This is a genomic window from Sphaerisporangium fuscum (assembly GCF_018531465.1).
In the GTDB taxonomy this organism is placed as follows: Bacteria; Actinomycetota; Actinomycetes; order Streptosporangiales; family Streptosporangiaceae; genus Sphaerisporangium; species Sphaerisporangium fuscum.
The window spans coordinates 163,245-179,114 of record NZ_JAHDTF010000026.1 but is presented as its reverse complement, the minus strand read 5'-3'; the positions used below and the strand labels follow the sequence as shown (position 1 = coordinate 179,114).

At 72.1% G+C, this 15,870-nt stretch carries 14 protein-coding genes; 6 read left to right on the top strand and 8 right to left on the bottom strand.

Annotated features, from left to right (window positions below; genetic code table 11):
* Nucleotides 1–820, top strand: an 820-nt coding sequence (locus tag KIK05_RS31460; protein ID WP_214414517.1) for a TolB-like translocation protein, incomplete at its 5' end; no start/stop codon positions are given.
* A 12-nt stretch (nt 821–832) separates the two neighbouring features.
* Here the strand turns inward: KIK05_RS31460 and KIK05_RS31455 are convergent.
* Nucleotides 833–1,240, bottom strand: coding sequence for a winged helix-turn-helix transcriptional regulator (locus tag KIK05_RS31455; RefSeq protein ID WP_214414516.1), 408 nt, complete (start codon nt 1,238–1,240; stop codon nt 833–835).
* 116 nt (nt 1,241–1,356) lie between these two features.
* On the opposite strand from KIK05_RS31455, the gene KIK05_RS31450 reads away from it, so the two are divergent.
* On the top strand, nt 1,357–2,214 hold the full coding sequence (locus tag KIK05_RS31450) for an SDR family oxidoreductase (RefSeq protein ID WP_214414515.1): 858 nt from the start codon (nt 1,357–1,359) through the stop codon (nt 2,212–2,214).
* A gap of 62 nt (nt 2,215–2,276) precedes the next feature.
* Here the strand turns inward: KIK05_RS31450 and KIK05_RS31445 are convergent, their stop codons facing one another.
* The 7 genes from KIK05_RS31445 to KIK05_RS48375 all read right to left on the bottom strand — a co-directional run bounded on the left by KIK05_RS31445 (nt 2,277) and on the right by KIK05_RS48375 (nt 9,614).
* Entirely contained in the window at nt 2,277–3,317 is a 1,041-nt protein-coding gene (locus tag KIK05_RS31445; protein ID WP_214414514.1) for a hypothetical protein, read from the bottom strand.
* A complete protein-coding gene (locus tag KIK05_RS31440) occupies nt 3,314–3,652 on the bottom strand; it encodes a PadR family transcriptional regulator (RefSeq protein WP_250563760.1) in 339 nt (112 codons plus the stop codon). The genes KIK05_RS31445 and KIK05_RS31440 overlap by 4 nt, the downstream gene beginning before the upstream one ends.
* Nucleotides 3,653–3,722: 70 nt before the next feature.
* Complete coding sequence (locus KIK05_RS47365; RefSeq protein ID WP_214414513.1) at nt 3,723–4,583, bottom strand: carbohydrate ABC transporter permease; 861 nt, start codon at nt 4,581–4,583, stop codon at nt 3,723–3,725.
* A complete protein-coding gene (locus KIK05_RS31430; RefSeq protein WP_214414512.1) occupies nt 4,573–5,523 on the bottom strand; it encodes a carbohydrate ABC transporter permease in 951 nt (316 codons plus the stop codon). Before KIK05_RS31430 ends, KIK05_RS47365 begins: the two co-directional genes overlap by 11 nt.
* A complete protein-coding gene (locus KIK05_RS31425) occupies nt 5,523–6,830 on the bottom strand; it encodes an extracellular solute-binding protein (RefSeq protein WP_214414511.1) in 1,308 nt (435 codons plus the stop codon). The genes KIK05_RS31430 and KIK05_RS31425 overlap by 1 nt, the downstream gene beginning before the upstream one ends.
* A gap of 172 nt (nt 6,831–7,002) precedes the next feature.
* Nucleotides 7,003–7,647 carry a response regulator gene (locus KIK05_RS31420; RefSeq protein WP_214414510.1) on the bottom strand — a complete coding sequence of 215 codons (645 nt, stop codon included), beginning with the start codon at nt 7,645–7,647 and terminating at the stop codon, nt 7,003–7,005.
* Nucleotides 7,635–9,614, bottom strand: coding sequence for a sensor histidine kinase (locus tag KIK05_RS48375; protein ID WP_214414509.1), 1,980 nt, complete (start codon nt 9,612–9,614; stop codon nt 7,635–7,637). The genes KIK05_RS31420 and KIK05_RS48375 overlap by 13 nt, the downstream gene beginning before the upstream one ends.
* Before the next feature lie 515 nt (nt 9,615–10,129).
* Here KIK05_RS48375 and KIK05_RS31410 point away from each other — a divergent pair.
* From KIK05_RS31410 to KIK05_RS31395, 4 genes are all read left to right on the top strand, one after another.
* On the top strand, nt 10,130–11,752 hold the full coding sequence (locus KIK05_RS31410; RefSeq protein ID WP_214414508.1) for a fatty acyl-CoA synthetase: 1,623 nt from the start codon (nt 10,130–10,132) through the stop codon (nt 11,750–11,752).
* Between the two features lie 114 nt (nt 11,753–11,866).
* Nucleotides 11,867–13,288, top strand: a complete 1,422-nt coding sequence (locus KIK05_RS31405; protein WP_214414507.1) for an NAD(P)/FAD-dependent oxidoreductase — start codon at nt 11,867–11,869, stop codon at nt 13,286–13,288.
* Between the two features lie 72 nt (nt 13,289–13,360).
* Nucleotides 13,361–14,281, top strand: coding sequence for a DUF72 domain-containing protein (locus KIK05_RS31400; protein WP_214414506.1), 921 nt, complete (start codon nt 13,361–13,363; stop codon nt 14,279–14,281).
* Between the two features lie 101 nt (nt 14,282–14,382).
* The gene (locus KIK05_RS31395) at nt 14,383–15,870 is read left to right on the top strand and encodes a purine-cytosine permease family protein (protein WP_214414505.1); all 1,488 of its coding nucleotides are present in this window, start codon (nt 14,383–14,385) and stop codon (nt 15,868–15,870) included.

Below are 15,870 nucleotides of genomic sequence, written 5' to 3'. Positions count from 1 at the left end.
GCCGCACCGGGACGAGCTCGTCTCCGTCGCCGCCGCCGACCCCGGCGGGGCGCGGACCGCCGCGCCGCTGCGCTGCCTGCGCTTTCACGCCGCCGCGGGCACGGGGGTGTGCCTGCGCAGGGCCGAGGGCGGTGTGGGAGAGAGCTACTCCGCCTCGGTCCTGGACTCCCGGCTGCGGGTAATGCGCGACTACCCGGTGGCGGGCATCCCCTCCCGCACCCGGGTCTCGCCGTCCGGCCGCCTGGCCGCGTGGACGGTGTTCGTGGGCGGCGACTCCTACGCGGGAAGCTCCTTCTCCACCCGGACCTCCATCGTCGACACCAGGACGTGGACGCTGACCGAGAGCCTGGAGACGTACGCGATCGTGAAGGACGGCCGTCCCTACCGCGCCGCCGATGTCAACTTCTGGGGTGTCACCTTCGCCGACGACGGTCACTTCTACGCGACGCTGGCGACCGGGGGGCGAACCTATCTCGTCCACGGCGACATCGCCTCGCGCACGGTGACCACGGTGCGCCCCAACGTCGAATGCCCGTCGCTGTCGCCCGACGGGACGCGCCTGGTGTTCAAGAAACGCCTGGCCGGCCTCGATCCGGACGAGCCGTGGCGGCTGTACGCGCTGGACCTGCGCACGATGAAGGAGACGCCGCTGGCCGAGCGCCGCAGCGTGGACGACCAGGTCGTCTGGGCTGGTGACGGGACCGTGGTCTACGGCCTGGCGGGCGACTTCGGCGACGACCTGTGGTCGGTCCCGGCCGACGGCACCGGAGCCGCCCGGCGCGTGGCGGTGGCGGCGTACAACCCCGCCTTCACCGGCTGACCCGGGCGGGGCTCAGGTGGGGTTCCTGGCCTGGTCGTAGCGGTCGCGGGCCTCGATGACCCGCGGCATCTCGCCTTCCAGCCACTCGACCAGGCCGAGGAGGCGGCGGGACGCCTCCCGTCCCAGGGGCGTGAGGCTGTACTCGACCTTGGGCGGAATGGTGTGCTGGGCCTCGCGGTGGATCAGGCCGTCGCGTTCGAGGGCCTGGAGGGTCTGCGCCAGCATCTTCTCGCTCACCCCGTCGACGCGGCGGCGCAACGCGTTGAAGCGGTAGGTGCCCTCGCTGAGCGCGAGCAGGGCGAGCACGCCCCAGCGGCCGGTGATGTGCTCCATGGTGTCCCGCGAGGGGCATCCACGTGCGAAGACGTCGAAAATGATCTCCCCGTGCTCATCCCGGGCGAGCGTGGCCTGATCCTCCATGCCCCCAAGCTTACTCCTCGACCCCTACGGCGCTTGGGCTTGCACTAACTAGAAGTTGTCACTTTCTAAAAGTTAGTACTACTCTGACCGCAGGTCCTCGAGCACAGGAGTTGGAAATGATCGTTGTCACCGGTGCCACCGGGCAGCTCGGACGTCTTGTCGTCGAAGCCCTGCTGGAGCGCGTCCCGGCCGGTCAGATCGCGGCCGCCGTACGCAGCACCGAGAAGGCCGCCGACCTCGCCGCCCGCGGAGTGGAGGTCCGCGAGGCGGACTACGCCAGGCCCGAGACGCTGAAGGGCGCCTTCGCGGCGGGCGACGTCGTGCTGCTGATCTCGGGCAACACGGTCGGCGAGCGTCTGACGCAGCACAGGGCCGTCGTGGACGCCGCCGTCGAGGCCGGGGTGGCGCGCATCGCCTACACCAGCCTCCTGCACGCCGACACCTCACCGCTGGAGCTGGCGGCCGAGCACAAGGGCACCGAGGAGTACATCGCGGCCTCCGGTCTCCCCTACACCTTCCTGCGCAACGGCTGGTACACCGAGAACTACGTCTCCGCCGTCACCCAGGGCGCCCAGAGCGGCACGATCCACGGCGCGGCCGGTGAGGGCCGCGTCGCGAGCGCCACGCGGCAGGACTACGCCGAGGCCGCCGCCGCGGTGCTGACCGGCGAGGGCCACGAGAACGCGATCTACGAGCTGTCCGGGGACGTGGCCTGGAGCATGCCCGAGCTCGCGGCCGAGGTCGCCGCCGTCTCCGGCCGCCCGGTCGCCTACCAGGACCTCCCGGCCGAGGCGTACGAGCAGGCGCTGCGCGAGGCCGGGCTGCCCGAGCCGTTCGCGGCCATGTACGCAGGCTTCGACGTCGCCATCGCGCGGCACGCGCTGGACGACACCCCCGGCGACCTGAGCAGGCTGATCGGCCGCCCCACCACCCCGCTGCGCGACGGAGTGGCCGCGATCCTGGCGACCGCCTGAGGCTCTCCCTCACGGCGGGCCGGCCCGCTCCCCCGCCGCCGGGAGCGGGCCGGCCCGTGGCTTCACGTCGCGCGCGTAAGGGCCGGCATCCTCCTGGCGGCCAGGACGCCGAGCGTCAGGAGGGAGACCAGGAGGGCGACGACCTGCCCGGCGGTCACGGCCGCCATGGTGCGACCGATCGGATCGATCACATCGAAGGTCAGCTCGTAGGCCCGGCAGAGCGTCACGGGCACGATCAGGATCGCCAGAGCCAGCGGCAGGGAGGGGCTCCGGCCGGCGGGAGCGCGCAGGTGCGTCCCGGCGCAGGCGACGCCCGCCGCCAGAAGCGCCGTGCAGGCCAGACCCGACTCGCCCAGCCACGGCCACACCCACGCCCATACCCGGGAGGCTACGACCGGCGCCATCGACGCCGATCCCAGCACATCCAAGATGGTGTGGAGCAGGACGCCGGCCGCGACGGGCACGGCGGCGATCCACCAGGGGCGGCTCGGCCGTGGCGCGTCACGGTGGAATCCCGCCCACAGCGCCAGGACGGGCACCCCGAACAGAAGGGTCTGCAGGATCAGCGGCACATCCGCGGCCGCGGCCTCCCTCTGGACGACGGACCCCCAGGACAGCGCGAGAGCGAGCATCGCCGACAGCTTGGCGGCGCGCAGGCCACCGCGGACGAGGAAGACGAACGCAACCGTCCACAGGAGACAGCTCAGCGCGTACGCCATCTCCCACGACCGCTGCGCCGAACCGGGGGCTCCGAGCGTGACCTCGTAGCCGCCGGACAGCGGGATCACGACGCGCTTCAGCGTCTCGGCGAGCCAGGCACAGCTCATCGTCGCGTGGAAGGCCAACGCCAGCACGGCCACCAGGCGGACCGCCTCGCCCCACGCAAAGAACCGCGGGACGGCGCCCACGCCTCCGAGCCGGACCCGGACGGACAGCCCGACGATGCTGACGACCTCCGACCAGCGCGGCCGGGGGTTGTCCTCGTCGCGGAGATCGCCCGCGCCCTCCAGGAACGCGCTCACCATCTCCGCCTCGCGTTCGGCCCGGTAGGAGGCGGGCAGCATCCGCAGGAGGTACCTGTAGCGGTCTTCCAGAAGACTCACGCCATGCCTCCCGCATACCGCGCGCGCAGCCGTCGGCGCGCGCTCTCGACGTTCGCGGCCAACCGCACGGCCTCCGCCTCCAACGCCCGCGCCCCGGACTCGGTGAGCCGGTAGTAGCGGCGCAGCCGCCCCTGCTCCACCTCCTCACGGTCCAGGACGACCAGTTCGTCGGCGGCCAGGCGGTCCAGCACGCCGTACAACGTGCCGATCTTCAGGTCCACCCGCCCCTCCGACAGCTTCCCCACCTCCTGCACGATCCCGTAGCCGTGTAGCGGGGCGTCGACAAGCGCGGTGAGGACGAGGAACGCGGGCTCCGTCATCGTTCGCGTACCCATGGGCTCCATCATATATTGGAAGGCAGGATATCGGGACCCGTCGAACCGGCCGGGCGCGGGAACCGGTCCGTCAGTCGAGGGCGCCGAGGGTGATGCCCTCGATGATGTGGCGCTGGGCCGCCACGGCGACGATCAGCACCGGCACGATCGTGACGAGCGACGCCGCCATGATCAGGTTGTACTGCGTGGTGAACTGGCTCTGGAACACCGACAGGCCCTGCGACAGCACCGACATCTCGGTGGTGTTCACCACGATCAGCGGGAACAGGAAGTTGTTCCAGTTCTGCAGGAACAGGATGATCGCGAGCGCGGCCACCACCGGCCGCGCGAGCGGCGCGTACACGTTGAAGAACACCCGCAGCTCCGAGGCCCCGTCGAGGCGGGCGGCCTCCCCCAGCTCGCGCGGCGTGCCGAGGAAGAACTGGCGGAACAGGAACGCGCCGAGCGCGGAGGCGATGTTCGGCACGATCAGGCCCTGGTAGGTGTTCAGCCAGCCGAGATCGCCCAGGAGCTGCGACACCGGGACGATGATCGCGCTGAACGGCACCATCAGCCCGCTGAGCGCGACGACGAAGAGCACCCGCTTGCCCGGAAAGTCGAGCATGGCGAAGGCGTACCCGGCGAGCAGCCCGCTGGCCAGCTGCCCGGCGGTGGCGGCCACGCCGAAGATCGCGGTGTTGAGGTACCAGCGGCCGAACGGCGCCTGCGACAGCGCCCGCCCGATGTTGTCCCACTGGGGATGCTCGGGCCACAGCGGCGCGGCCGGGTTGATGATCTCGGCGTCGGTCTTCAGGGCGCTGATCGCCATCCAGAGCAGGGGGAAGGCCACGATCAGCACGGCGAGGGCGAGCAGCAGGTAGACCACCGCGCGGCGGGCGAGCAGCCCGGCGGGCAGGGCGGCCGTACGGCGGGCGGCGACGCTAGCGGGCACGGCGGTCCACCCTCCCGAGCAGCCAGATCTGCGTGATCGTGATCAGCAGGGACAGGACGAACAGCGCGACCCCCATGGCGTTCGCGCGGCCGGTGTCGAACTGCACGAAACCCTCGTTGTAGACGTAGTAGAGCGCGGTCTGGGTCGCGCCGTCGGGGCCGCCCTGGGTGAGCACGTAGATCTGCGTGAACGTCTGCAGGCCGGTGAGCGTGGTCACCACCCAGATCAGCAGGGTGTGCCGGCGCATCATGGGCCACTGGACGTGGGCGAACCTGCGCCAGGCCCCGGCCCCGTCGACGCTCGCCGCGTCCAGGACGTCGCGGGGGACGGACTTCAGCGCGGCGACGTACAGGATGACGTTCTGGCCGAAGAACTGCCAGGCGCCGAAGGTGAGCACGGCGAGCAGCGCCAGGCCGGGCGACGACAGGAAATCGGCCTGGGGCAGATGGACCGCGCGCAGCAGCCTGTTGACCAGGCCGAACTGCGGCGCGAACATGTTCCCCCAGATCAGCGCGGTCGCGACGACGGGCACGACCAGGGGGATGACGAACGGCGCCCGCAGGCGGGCCGCGCCGGGCACCCGCGAGTTGAGCAGCAGCGCGAGGCCGAGCCCCGCCGCCATGGTCAGCAGGATGAACCCGGCGGTGTAGACGGCGGTGACCCCGAGGGCGTGCCCGCCTCCCTCGGCGAGCATCTGCCCGTAGTTGTCGAGCCCCACGAAGGCCGGGGAGGTGTCGAACACCCCGCCGCTGTACAGGCTGCGCCACAGCAGCATGGCGAGCGGGACCAGCGAGAAGAGCACGGTGAGCACCACCGTGGGCGCCACGAACGCGTACCCCAGCGCCCACGTGCGGTAGCGCCGCGGCCCCGGCCGTACTCCGGCGGCCGGGAGGCCGGAGGAGTACGGCGCGGCTTCGGCGCGGCCACCCGTGTGGAGCATCAGCCGAGTTTCTTCAGCGCCGCGTCCCCGTCCTGCGCGGCCTTGGCGAGCGCGTCGGCCGGGCTCTTCTGCCCCTTCAGCGCCGCGTTGATCTGGATCCACAGGGCCTGAGAGATCGCGTTGTAGGCGGGGGTGATGGGACGCACCTTGCCGGTCTTCTCGGCCTCGGCGAACACCGTGTAGGTCGGGTCCTTGGCGATGTGCTCCTTGAGGGCGGGCTGCTCGAGCTGGCGCGGGTCGGACGGCAGGCCGCCGTTCTTGGCGGCGAGGTAGGCGCCCCGCTCCGGCGTGGACAGGAACTTCAGGAACGCCAGGCCCGCCTTCTCGGCCGCGTCGTTCGTCTTCAGCAGCGCGGCCACGCCGATGCCCATGCTGGTCGAGGTGCCCGCGGCGCCCTTGGGCATGGCGGCCACGCCGAAGTCGACGCCGGCCTTCTGGAAGGTCGGCACGGCCCACTGCCCGTTGACGATCATGGCGACCGTGCCGCTGGCGAACGCGGGCGCGCCGTCGAAGCTGCCCGCCTGGGCGTAGCTGGTGGTCGGCGCGGACTTGCTCTTGAGCAGGTCGGTCCAGGTGGTGAGGGCCTTGACCCCCGCGGCGCTGTCGAAGGCGGTCGCGGTGCCGTCGGCGTTGAGGAAGGACCCGCCCTCGGCGTACAGCATAGGCGTCCAGGCGAAGGTGATCCACTCGGACTCGCCGAGCGGCACGTAGAAGCCGTACTTGTTCTTGGCCGGGTCGGAGAGCTTCTTGGCGTCCTCGGCCAGCTCGGTCCAGGTCTCGGGAGGGTTCTTGATGCCCGCGTCGGCGAAGGCCTTCTTGTTGTAGAACAGCACGATGTCACCGACGCCCGCGAGCGCGATGCCGAGCTGGTGGCCCTTGTGGAACAGCGACTCCTTGATGCCGGGGTAGAGCGCGTCGGTCTCGGCGGTCAGCTTGCCGTCGAGCGGGACCAGCTTGCCGCTCTGGGCGATGATCGGCAGGTCGGAGGGGTTCTGGGTGAGCAGGACGGTCGGCTGGGTGCCGTTCTTGAGGGCGGCGATGACCTTCGGCAGGTACTGGTCGGAGCTGGCGATGTACTGCCCCTTGGCGTGCATGCCGGGGTTGGCCTTCTCGAACGCCGCGTCGATCTCGGCGATCTGGTCGGGCTGCCAGCCGCTGGTCCAGTAGGTGAACGTGCCGTCCGCCGCGGCGGACCCGCTCGCGCCGCCGCCGGACCCGCCCGAGCCGCCCGAGCCGCCGCACGCCGCCGCAGCGAGGGCGAGGCCCACGGCGACCGCGCCGGCGGCGACCCTCTTCCCGATCATCATGTCCCTGTCGCTCCCTGGCAGTACCCGCGCGGATCGTGAACTTCGGCGCGCCGGAAACCCCGGCCCGCCGCGCCTGTGAAAGATCGGGGACATATTAACCTAGTAAAGAGATAGGTAAATCTTGTCCCGTGTCGTCCCACGGTCACCCTGTACCCCGAAGATCACGCTTCTACTAGACCGCACTACGAAGATATGCGAGCACGGCCAGCACTCTGCGGTGGTCCTCTTCGCTGTTCGCCAGTCTGAGCTTGGCCATGATCGAGCCGATGTGCGTCTCGACGGTGCGATCGGTCAGCCACAGCCGCCGGGCGATGCCGACGTTGGTGCGTCCCTCCGCCATCAGCGCCAGGACCTCCCGCTCGCGTGCGGTCAGGGACGCGAGAGGGTTGTCGCCGCGGGAGGCGGCCAGCAGGCGCGTCACCACTTCGGGATCCAGGGCCGAGCCGCCGTGCGCGACCCGGCGCAGCGCCTCGAGGAACTCGTCGACATCGAAGACCCGGTCCTTCAGGAGGTAGCCGAACCCGCCGTGCGTGACGAGTTCGACGCTGTGCCGCGTCTCGATCTGCTGGGACAGCAGGAGGATGCCCAGACCGGGGTGGCGGCTCCGCAGGACACGGGCGGCGCGGGCGCCGTCGTCGGCGTGGCCGGGCGGCATGCGGATGTCCACGATGGCGAGATCGGGAGCGGTGGCCTCGACGGCGTCGACGAGCGCGTCCGCGTCGGCGACCTTGGCGACGATGTCGTGGCCGGCGTCCTCGAGCAGCCGCGCGAGCCCCTCCCTGAACAGCGCCGAGTCCTCGCCTATCACGATGCGCACGGCAGCACCGCCCGGATCGTGGTGCCCCGGCCCGCCGGGCTGTTCAGGTGCAGCGAACCGCCGGCGGCGGCGACCCGGTCGGACAGGCCGGACAGTCCCGAGCCCCGCCGCATGCCGGCCCCGCCGCGGCCGTCGTCGCTGATCTGGATCGTGAGCAGGTCGTCCTCCCGGATGATTCTCAGTTGGATGCCGCACGCCCCGGCGTGTTTGACGGCGTTGGTGACGGCCTCGCTGACCACGTAGTACGCCGTGGTCGCGACGTCGTCGGCGACGACGCCCGCGTCGATCTCCAGCGACACGGGGCACGGCAGCGAGCCGGCGAGCGTCCGGACGGCGACGTCGAGGCCGTCGTCGAGGCTGCTGGGACGCAGGCCATGCGCGATGGCCCGCAATTCCGCGACCGCGGTGCCCAGCTCCGCCACGCTCTGGTCGAGCAGGCCGTCGAGGTCGACGCTTCCGTCGCCGAGATGCCGTTGGGCCAGCCGCAGGGACATGCCGAGCGCGACCAGGCGTTGTTGCGCGCCGTCGTGCAGGTCGCGTTCCAGGCGGCGGCGTTCGCGGTAGCCCGCGGCCAGCAGCCGCCCCCGGCTGGACTCCACCTCGCGCAACGCCTCGGCGAGCTCGATGCGCAGCCGTACCACCTCGACCAGCAACGCGGCCGCCGCGGCGATCTCGCGCAGCAGCTGCGGGGAACCCACCTCGCCGCGGAGCAGCGCACCGATCTCCTGACCGCTGAGCGTGATCGGCGTGATCTGCCCGCCCGGCGGGGTCAGGGAGTGTCCCCGGGCGTCCACCAGCGCGTTCGTCCCCGGGAGGCGGTAGGCGACGCGCAGCCCCGGGTCCCGCAGGGCGTCGCGCAGCACGCTCTCCAGCTGTTCCGGCTCGGCCTCGCCCGCGTGCGTACGGCGGCGAAGCTCCTCGACGGCCTCCAGCACGGCGCGGCGTCGCGGGTACATGCGGCGGTCCACGGCGCGTTGCAGCCGTACCCGTACCGGGGTCAGGACGGCGGCGCACACGGCCGTGGCGGCGGCCGCCGCCGCCGAACCGCCCCGGCCGGCGAGCAGCCCGCCGACGGCCACGACCGCCGTGTAGACCCCGAGCAGCGCCGCCGTCACCAGGCCGTACGTGACGGCCGTGCTGATCGCCTTGTCGATGTCGTACAGGTCGTGACGGAGCAGGGCGATCGACGTGCCGACGGGGAGGGTGACGAACAGCCCGAACAGGCCGGCCAGCGCGAGATCGGGCTTCCCGGCGAACAGGTAGCCGGCCCAGCACAGCAGCAGCGTGACGGGCAGCCACAGCCCGGCGACGGCGAGCCACTTCAGCCGCGCCCGGCGCACCGGGTCGTCCGCGCGGCGGTACTTGAGCACCATCGCCGCCGCCGAGGCGGCCAGCAAGGCCATCAGGACGAGGGGCAGCGCCGCCACCAGCGGCGCCGCCCATCCGGGCAGGGTGCCGAGCGCGTGCGGCGCGTCCCGGCCCGGAGCCGGGTACGCCGCCGGGTTCATGCCGGCGAGCGGGACGAACAGGACGACGTCGGCGACCAGTCCTCCGGCCACCCAGCGCCAGCGCGGGCCGGGCAGCCGCCCGTCGGGGAAGAAGAGCACCAGCAGCGCCACCGGGACGTACCACAGCATCCACAGGCCCTGACTCAGCGGGGCCACCACGTCGGGCAGCGGCAACGCCGCGGGACGCAGGCGGGCGGCGGCCGTGTAGGTCTCCAGCGAGGGGATGAATGCGACCGCGAGGCCCACCAGGGCCAGCAGGACGCCGGTGGGGTTCGCCGGCTCGCGGGCCGCGATCGCCAGCCCCAGGCCGAGGGACGGCAGGCTGAGCACCAGGCCGAAGGCGTACCAGGAGACGTCCGCGAACGACGCCTCGCCGCACATGGTGACCAGCCCGAGACCGCCCGCGGCGAGCGCGATCACCGTGACGACGGCGACGAGGAGCGCCCAGCGCTTGTACATGGACCGAGGCTACGCACCGAGGGCGCCACCGGACATCCGTGCCGGCCCGGATCCCTGGTTCCGTGACCGCCTCGATGCGCCCGCGCGGTCGCGCGGCCGACTCTGGCATCGCAAGCGATTCCCCCCGAAGGAGCGATCGTGAACAAGAGGGCCGGTGGCCCGCTCGGCGGCATCGTGGCGGCCGTCACCGGCGAGGCCGACCGCGCTGGGCGTCGCCACCCGGCACTCCGGTCAGACGGTCACCGCCTGAGCCGCCATCCGTACATGACCACTTCTTCAGGACAGTCGACGAAAGGAAACTCCCATGCGCACGATCCGCAACATCCTCGGTGCCGCGATGGCCGCCGCCACCCTGACCGCCGGGCTGACGCTCCCCACCGCCGGGGCGGCGGACGCGGCCGGACGGCCCCGGGAACCGCCCCGGGGCCGTCCTCGCGTCACCGGTCACCCCTGGTGCGGTTTCCGGCGGATCACTAATCTGGCCGGAAGTTCGTCGCGCGGCGCTGGAGAAGCACATGTCACTCGCTCGGTCCTCGGCAGACCCGATCTCGGCGGCGGAGACGGACGTCGCCCTCGCCCGCCGCCAGTCGCTCGCGGACCTGCTGCGCCGCTCCGCCCGCCGCCACCCCGACCGGCTCGCCGTCGCGGACGGCACCACCGCCCGTACCTTCGCCGAGCTCGACCGGGACGCCTCGCGCATCGCGAACGCGCTGGCCAAGAGGGGGGTGCTCCCGGGCGAGCGGGTGGCGGTGCTCTCCCGCAACAGCGTCGCCTACGTCCAGACGATCTTCGGCGTGGCCCGCGCGGGCGCGGTGCTCGTGCCGGTCAACTTCATGCTCGGCCCCGAGGAGGTCGGCTACGTCCTGTCCCACTCCTCGGCGGTCGCCCTGCTGGTCCAGGACGCGCTGCTGCCCGTCGCCGAGGGCGCGGTGAAGGCGGCGGCGGGGCTGCGGACGCGGGTGGTGTACGGCGAGGCGGGCGAGTCCTGGGAGCCGTTCGCGGCGCTGCTCGGCCACGACGACGCCACCGAGCCGGCGGTGCCCATCGGGCCGGACGACCCGGCGCAGATCCTCTACACCTCCGGCACCGAGTCGCGCCCCAAGGGCGCGGTGCTGTCCCACGGGGCGCTGATCGCCCAGTACGGCAGCTGCGTGATCGACGGCGGCATGGACCGCCACGACGTCGAGTTGCACGCCATGCCGCTGTTCCACTGCGCCCAGCAGCACTGCTTCCTGGTGCCCGACATCATGCTCGGCGCGTCCGGCCACATCATGGCCGCGCCCGATCCCGCCGCCGTGCTGGAGGCCGTCGAACGGCACCGGGTGACGAAGTTCTTCGCCCCGCCCACCGTGTGGATCGCCCTGCTGCGCCACCCGGACTTCGACCGGCGCGACCTGTCGTCCCTGCGCAAGGGCTACTACGGGGCGGCGATCATGCCGGTCGAGGTGCTGCGGGAGATCGGCGAGCGGCTGCCCGGGGTGCGGCTGTGGAACTTCTACGGCCAGACGGAGATGGCCCCGGTGGCCGTCATGCTGCAGCCGGAGGACCAGATCCGCAAGGCCGGGTCGGCCGGGCGGGCCGCCCTGCACGTCGAGACCCGCGTCGTCGACGCCGACGGGAACGACGTGCCGCCCGGCGAGATCGGCGAGATCGTGCACCGCAGCCCGCACGCGATCCTGGGTTACCTCGACGACCCGGGCAAGACGGCCGAGGTCTTCCGCGGCGGCTGGTTCCACTCCGGCGACCTCGGGGTGATGGACGAGGACGGCTACCTCACGGTGGTCGACCGCATCAAGGACATGATCAAGACCGGTGGTGAGAACGTCGCCAGCCGCGAGGTCGAGGAGGTCGTCTACGAGCATCCGGCCGTGGCCGAGGTCGCGGTCGTCGGCGTCCGGCATCCGAGCTGGATCGAGGCGGTGGTCGCGATCGTGGTCACCAAGCCCGGCACATCGGTCACCGAGGAGGAGTTGCGGGCCCACACGCGGGCGCGCCTGGCGGCGTTCAAGGTGCCGAAGGCCGTCGCGTTCGTCGACGCGCTGCCGAAGAACCCCAGCGGGAAGATCCTCAAGCGCGAGCTCCGCGACCTTCACGCCGGCCTGGCCGCCCGCATCCCCGCCGCCGGCTCCTCCGGCTGACGACGAGCCGGGGTCCGGGGCCCCCGCGACAGGTTTCCGATGGCCAGGACGGGTACGCGACAGATCTGGGCCTGTGCGGTTCGCAGGCCTGAATCGAGCGGAAAGGAATCGTCCATGGCAGACCGGCAACGAGTCGTCATCGTCGGCGGAGGCTTCGCGGGGTTCACCGCCGCGCGCCGTCTCTCCCGGCTCGCCAGAGGCGCCATCGAGATCGTCCTGGTCAACCCGACCGACTACTTCCTCTACCTTCCCCTGCTGCCGGAGGTGGCGGCCGGGGTCCTCGACCCGCGCAAGGTCGCCGTCCCGCTGGCCGGCAACCTCCCCGGCGTCCGCCATCTGCTGGCCAGTGTGGAGAAGGTGGACGTCGAGGGGCGGCGCGTGACGTGCGTCGACGCCGAGGGCGAGAGCCGTGAGCTGACCTACGACCGGCTGGTCGTCGCCGTCGGGAGCGTCAACAAGCTCCTGCCGGTCCCCGGGGTCGCCGAGCACGCCCACGGCTTCCGCAGCGTCGCCGAGGCGCTGTACCTGCGCGACCACCTCATCCGCCAGATCGAGCTCGCCGACGCCGAGGACGACCCCGCCGAGCGGGACGCACGGTGCACGTTCGTGGTGGTGGGCGCCGGCTACACCGGCACCGAGGTCGCCGCCCAGGGCCAGTTGCTCACCCTCGACGCGCTGCGCCGGCGGCCCGGCCTGCGCGACCAGAGAGTGCGGTGGCTGCTGGTGGACAAGGCGCCGCGCATCCTGCCCGAGCTGGACGAACGGTTGTCGCGAACCGCGCACGACACCCTGACCGGCCGCGGCCTCGACATCCGGCCGGGCACCACGGTGGCCGAGGCCACCGCCGAGGGGGTCAGGCTCTCCGACGGGGAGTTCGTGCCGACCCGTTCCCTCATCTGGTGCGTCGGCGTCGGCCCGGACCCGCTGGTGGAGTCGCTCGGGCTGCCGACGAAGAAGGGCCGGCTCCTGGTCGACGAGTACCTCACGGTGCCGGGGCATCCGGAGATCTTCGCCTGCGGCGACGCGGCGGCGGTGCCCGACCTGACGCGGCCCGGCGAGTACACCACCATGACGGCGCAGCACGCCACGCGGCAGGGCAAGCGGGTCGCCGAGAACATCGCCGCCTCCTACGGCCGGGCGGTCCGCCGTCCGTACCGGCACAGCGACCTCGGCTTCGTGGTCGACCTCGGCGGCGCGAAGGCGGCCGCCAACCCGCTCGGCGTCCCGCTGTCGGGGGTGGCGGCCAAGGCGGTGACCCGCGGGTACCACCTGCTGGCCGTGCCGAGCGGCCGGGCGCGGATCGCGGGCAACTGGCTGCTGGACGCGTTGCTGCCCCGGCAGACGGTGCAGCTGGACCTCGTCAGGGGCGGGGCGGTGCCGCTCACCTCCGCCACGCCCGAGCGCCCGCACGTCTCCGCGGGGGCCGGCACGCCGCCGCCGCCCGGGCGGAAGGCGGAGGGGCCCGGCGGCCCGGCATCGGAGGAGGAGACCGGCGAGTCGCACAAGGCCGGCGCGCACGCCTCCGGCGGCGGCTGAGGCGGCGGTGCCGCTGACCTGCGGCTGTACCGTGCCGGGGTTTGGCATCCCGCCCCGAGGTAAAGGGGTGGGATGCCTCATGACGATCACCGCGGACGCGTCCTGGTCGGCACGGCGTCCTGGACCGACAAGAGCCTGCTCACCTCCGGCTGGTACCCCGGGTACGCCTCGACCCCGGCGTTACGGCTCACCTACTACGCCTCGCGGTTCCCGCTGGTGGAGGTGGACTCGACCTACTACCACCCGCCGTCACTGCGGACCGTCGAGGCCTGGCGCGACCGCACTCCCCCGGACTTCGTGTTCAACATCAAGGCGTTCTCGCTGCTGACCCGGCATCCGGCCCGTGTCCAGTCGCTGTACAAGGACCTGCGCGACAAGCTGGCCACCTGGCGGGAGTCGGTCTACCTGCGCGACGTGGGCGACGAGATCGCCGAGGAGGTCTGGAGGCGCTTCGTGACCACCCTGCTGCCGCTGCACGAGGCGGGCAAGCTGGGCGTGGTGCTGTTCCAGTTCCCGCCGTGGTTCCCTCCCGGCGAGCGGAGCAGGCAGTACATCCTCGAATGCGTGCGCCGCTGCCGCCCGATGCGGGCGTGCGTGGAGTTCCGCAACGCGGCATGGATGAGCGAGGAGCGGCGCGAGGAGACGCTGGACTTCCTCGCCTCCCATCACATTCCGTACGTCATCGTCGACATGCCGCAGGGGCACCCCTCCTCGGTCCCCCCGGTGACGGCGGTCACCGCCGACCTCGCCGTGGTCCGCTTCCACGGGCACTCGGAGAAGTGGACGAGCAAGAACATCGAGGAGCGCTTCGCCTACCTGTACTCCGAGGAGGAGCTCCGGAAGTGGGCGGTCGAGATCGCGGGGCTGGCCGGGCAGGCGGACACGGTGCACGTGCTGATGAACAACTGTTGCGCCGACAACGCCCAGCGCAACGCCGCCCAGCTCGCCGCCCTCCTCCCCGACCACGCCGTCCCTCCCCCGCTGTCGCTGTAGCCCCGCGGCCCCTCGCCGTACGGCGCCGCTGGGGCGGGGTGTTGACGGTGCCGGGCGCCGGGTCGTACATTCCCCCGGATCGATCCAGACAGGTGGGGTTTATGTCCGACATTCAGGACGAACGGCTAAAGGGTGGCGGGGCGCTCAAGGTCGAGACGCACGGCCTCGACATCATCGCCGACGGTGAGCGCAAGGGGCGGCCCAGGCAGCTGTTCTGGCCGTGGTTCGGCGCGAACGTGTCGGTGCTCGGGCTGAGCTACGGCTCCTTCGCGCTCGGATTCGGCATCTCCTTCTGGCAGGCACTCGTCGCCGGGCTGGCCGGCATCGTCGCGTCCTTCCTGTTGTGCGGGTTCGTCGCCGTGGCGGGCAAGCGGGGGGCGGCGCCCACGATGGTGCTGAGCCGCGCGGCGTTCGGCGTGCGCGGCAACCGGCTGCCGTCGGCCGTCTCCTGGCTGCTCACGGTGGGCTGGGAGACCGTGCTCACCGCGCTGGCCACGCTCGCCACGGCCACCGTGTTCGACCGGCTCGGCTGGGGAGGCGGCACCTCGACCAAGGTCGTCGCCCTGATCGTCGTCACCCTGCTGATCGTCGCCGGCGGCGTCATGGGCTTCGACCTGATCATGCGGATGCAGACCGTCATCACCGTGGTGACCGGCGCGCTCACCGTGGTGTACATCGCCCTGGTGCTCGGCCACATCCACTGGGACGCGGTCACCGCCGTCCCCTCCGGATCGGCCCAGCAGTTCATCGGGGCGCTGGTCTTCATGATGACCGGTTTCGGCCTGGGCTGGGTGAACGCCGCCGCCGACTACTCGCGCTACCTGCCGAGACGCTCCTCCGGCGCGGGAGTCGTCGGCTGGACGACCTTCGGCGGGGCGGTGGCGCCGGTCGTCCTGCTGCTGTTCGGCCTGCTGCTGGCCGGTTCGTCCCAGAGCCTGAACAAGGCGATCGAGGGGGATCCGATCGGGGCGCTCACCACCATCCTGCCCACGTGGTTCCTCATCCCCTTCGCGGCCGTGGCCGTCCTCGGCCTGGTCGGCGGCGCCGTCCTCGACATCTACTCCTCGGGCCTGGCGCTGCTCGCCACCGGCCTGCGGGCGCCGCGCCCGGTGGCCGCCCTGGTCGACGGCGTCCTCATGGTCGCCGGGACGATCTACATCGTCTTCGTCTCCGGTGACTTCCTCGGGCAGTTCATCGGCTTCCTCACCACGCTCGGCGTGCCGATCGCCGCCTGGTGCGGCATCATGCTCGCCGACCTGGCGCTGCGCCGCCGCGACTACGACGAGGGCGACCTCTACCGTCCCTCGGGCCGCTACGGCGACGTCCCGCCGCTGCCCATCGCGGTGATGGCCGTCTGCACGGCCGTCGGCTGGGGGCTGGTGACCAACACCAGCGCGAGCTGGCTCAGCTGGCAGGGCTATCTGCTCGGCCCGCTCGGGCTCGGCGGCACGCAGGGGGCGTGGGCGTTCGCCAACCTCGGGGTGCTGGCCGCGCTCGTCCTCGGTTTCGCCGCCACCTGGGCGCTCGGAGGGTCGCGGGTGCGCCGCCAGGAGCTCCTGCCGTCCGCCGACCAGGGTGTGAAGGCCTGA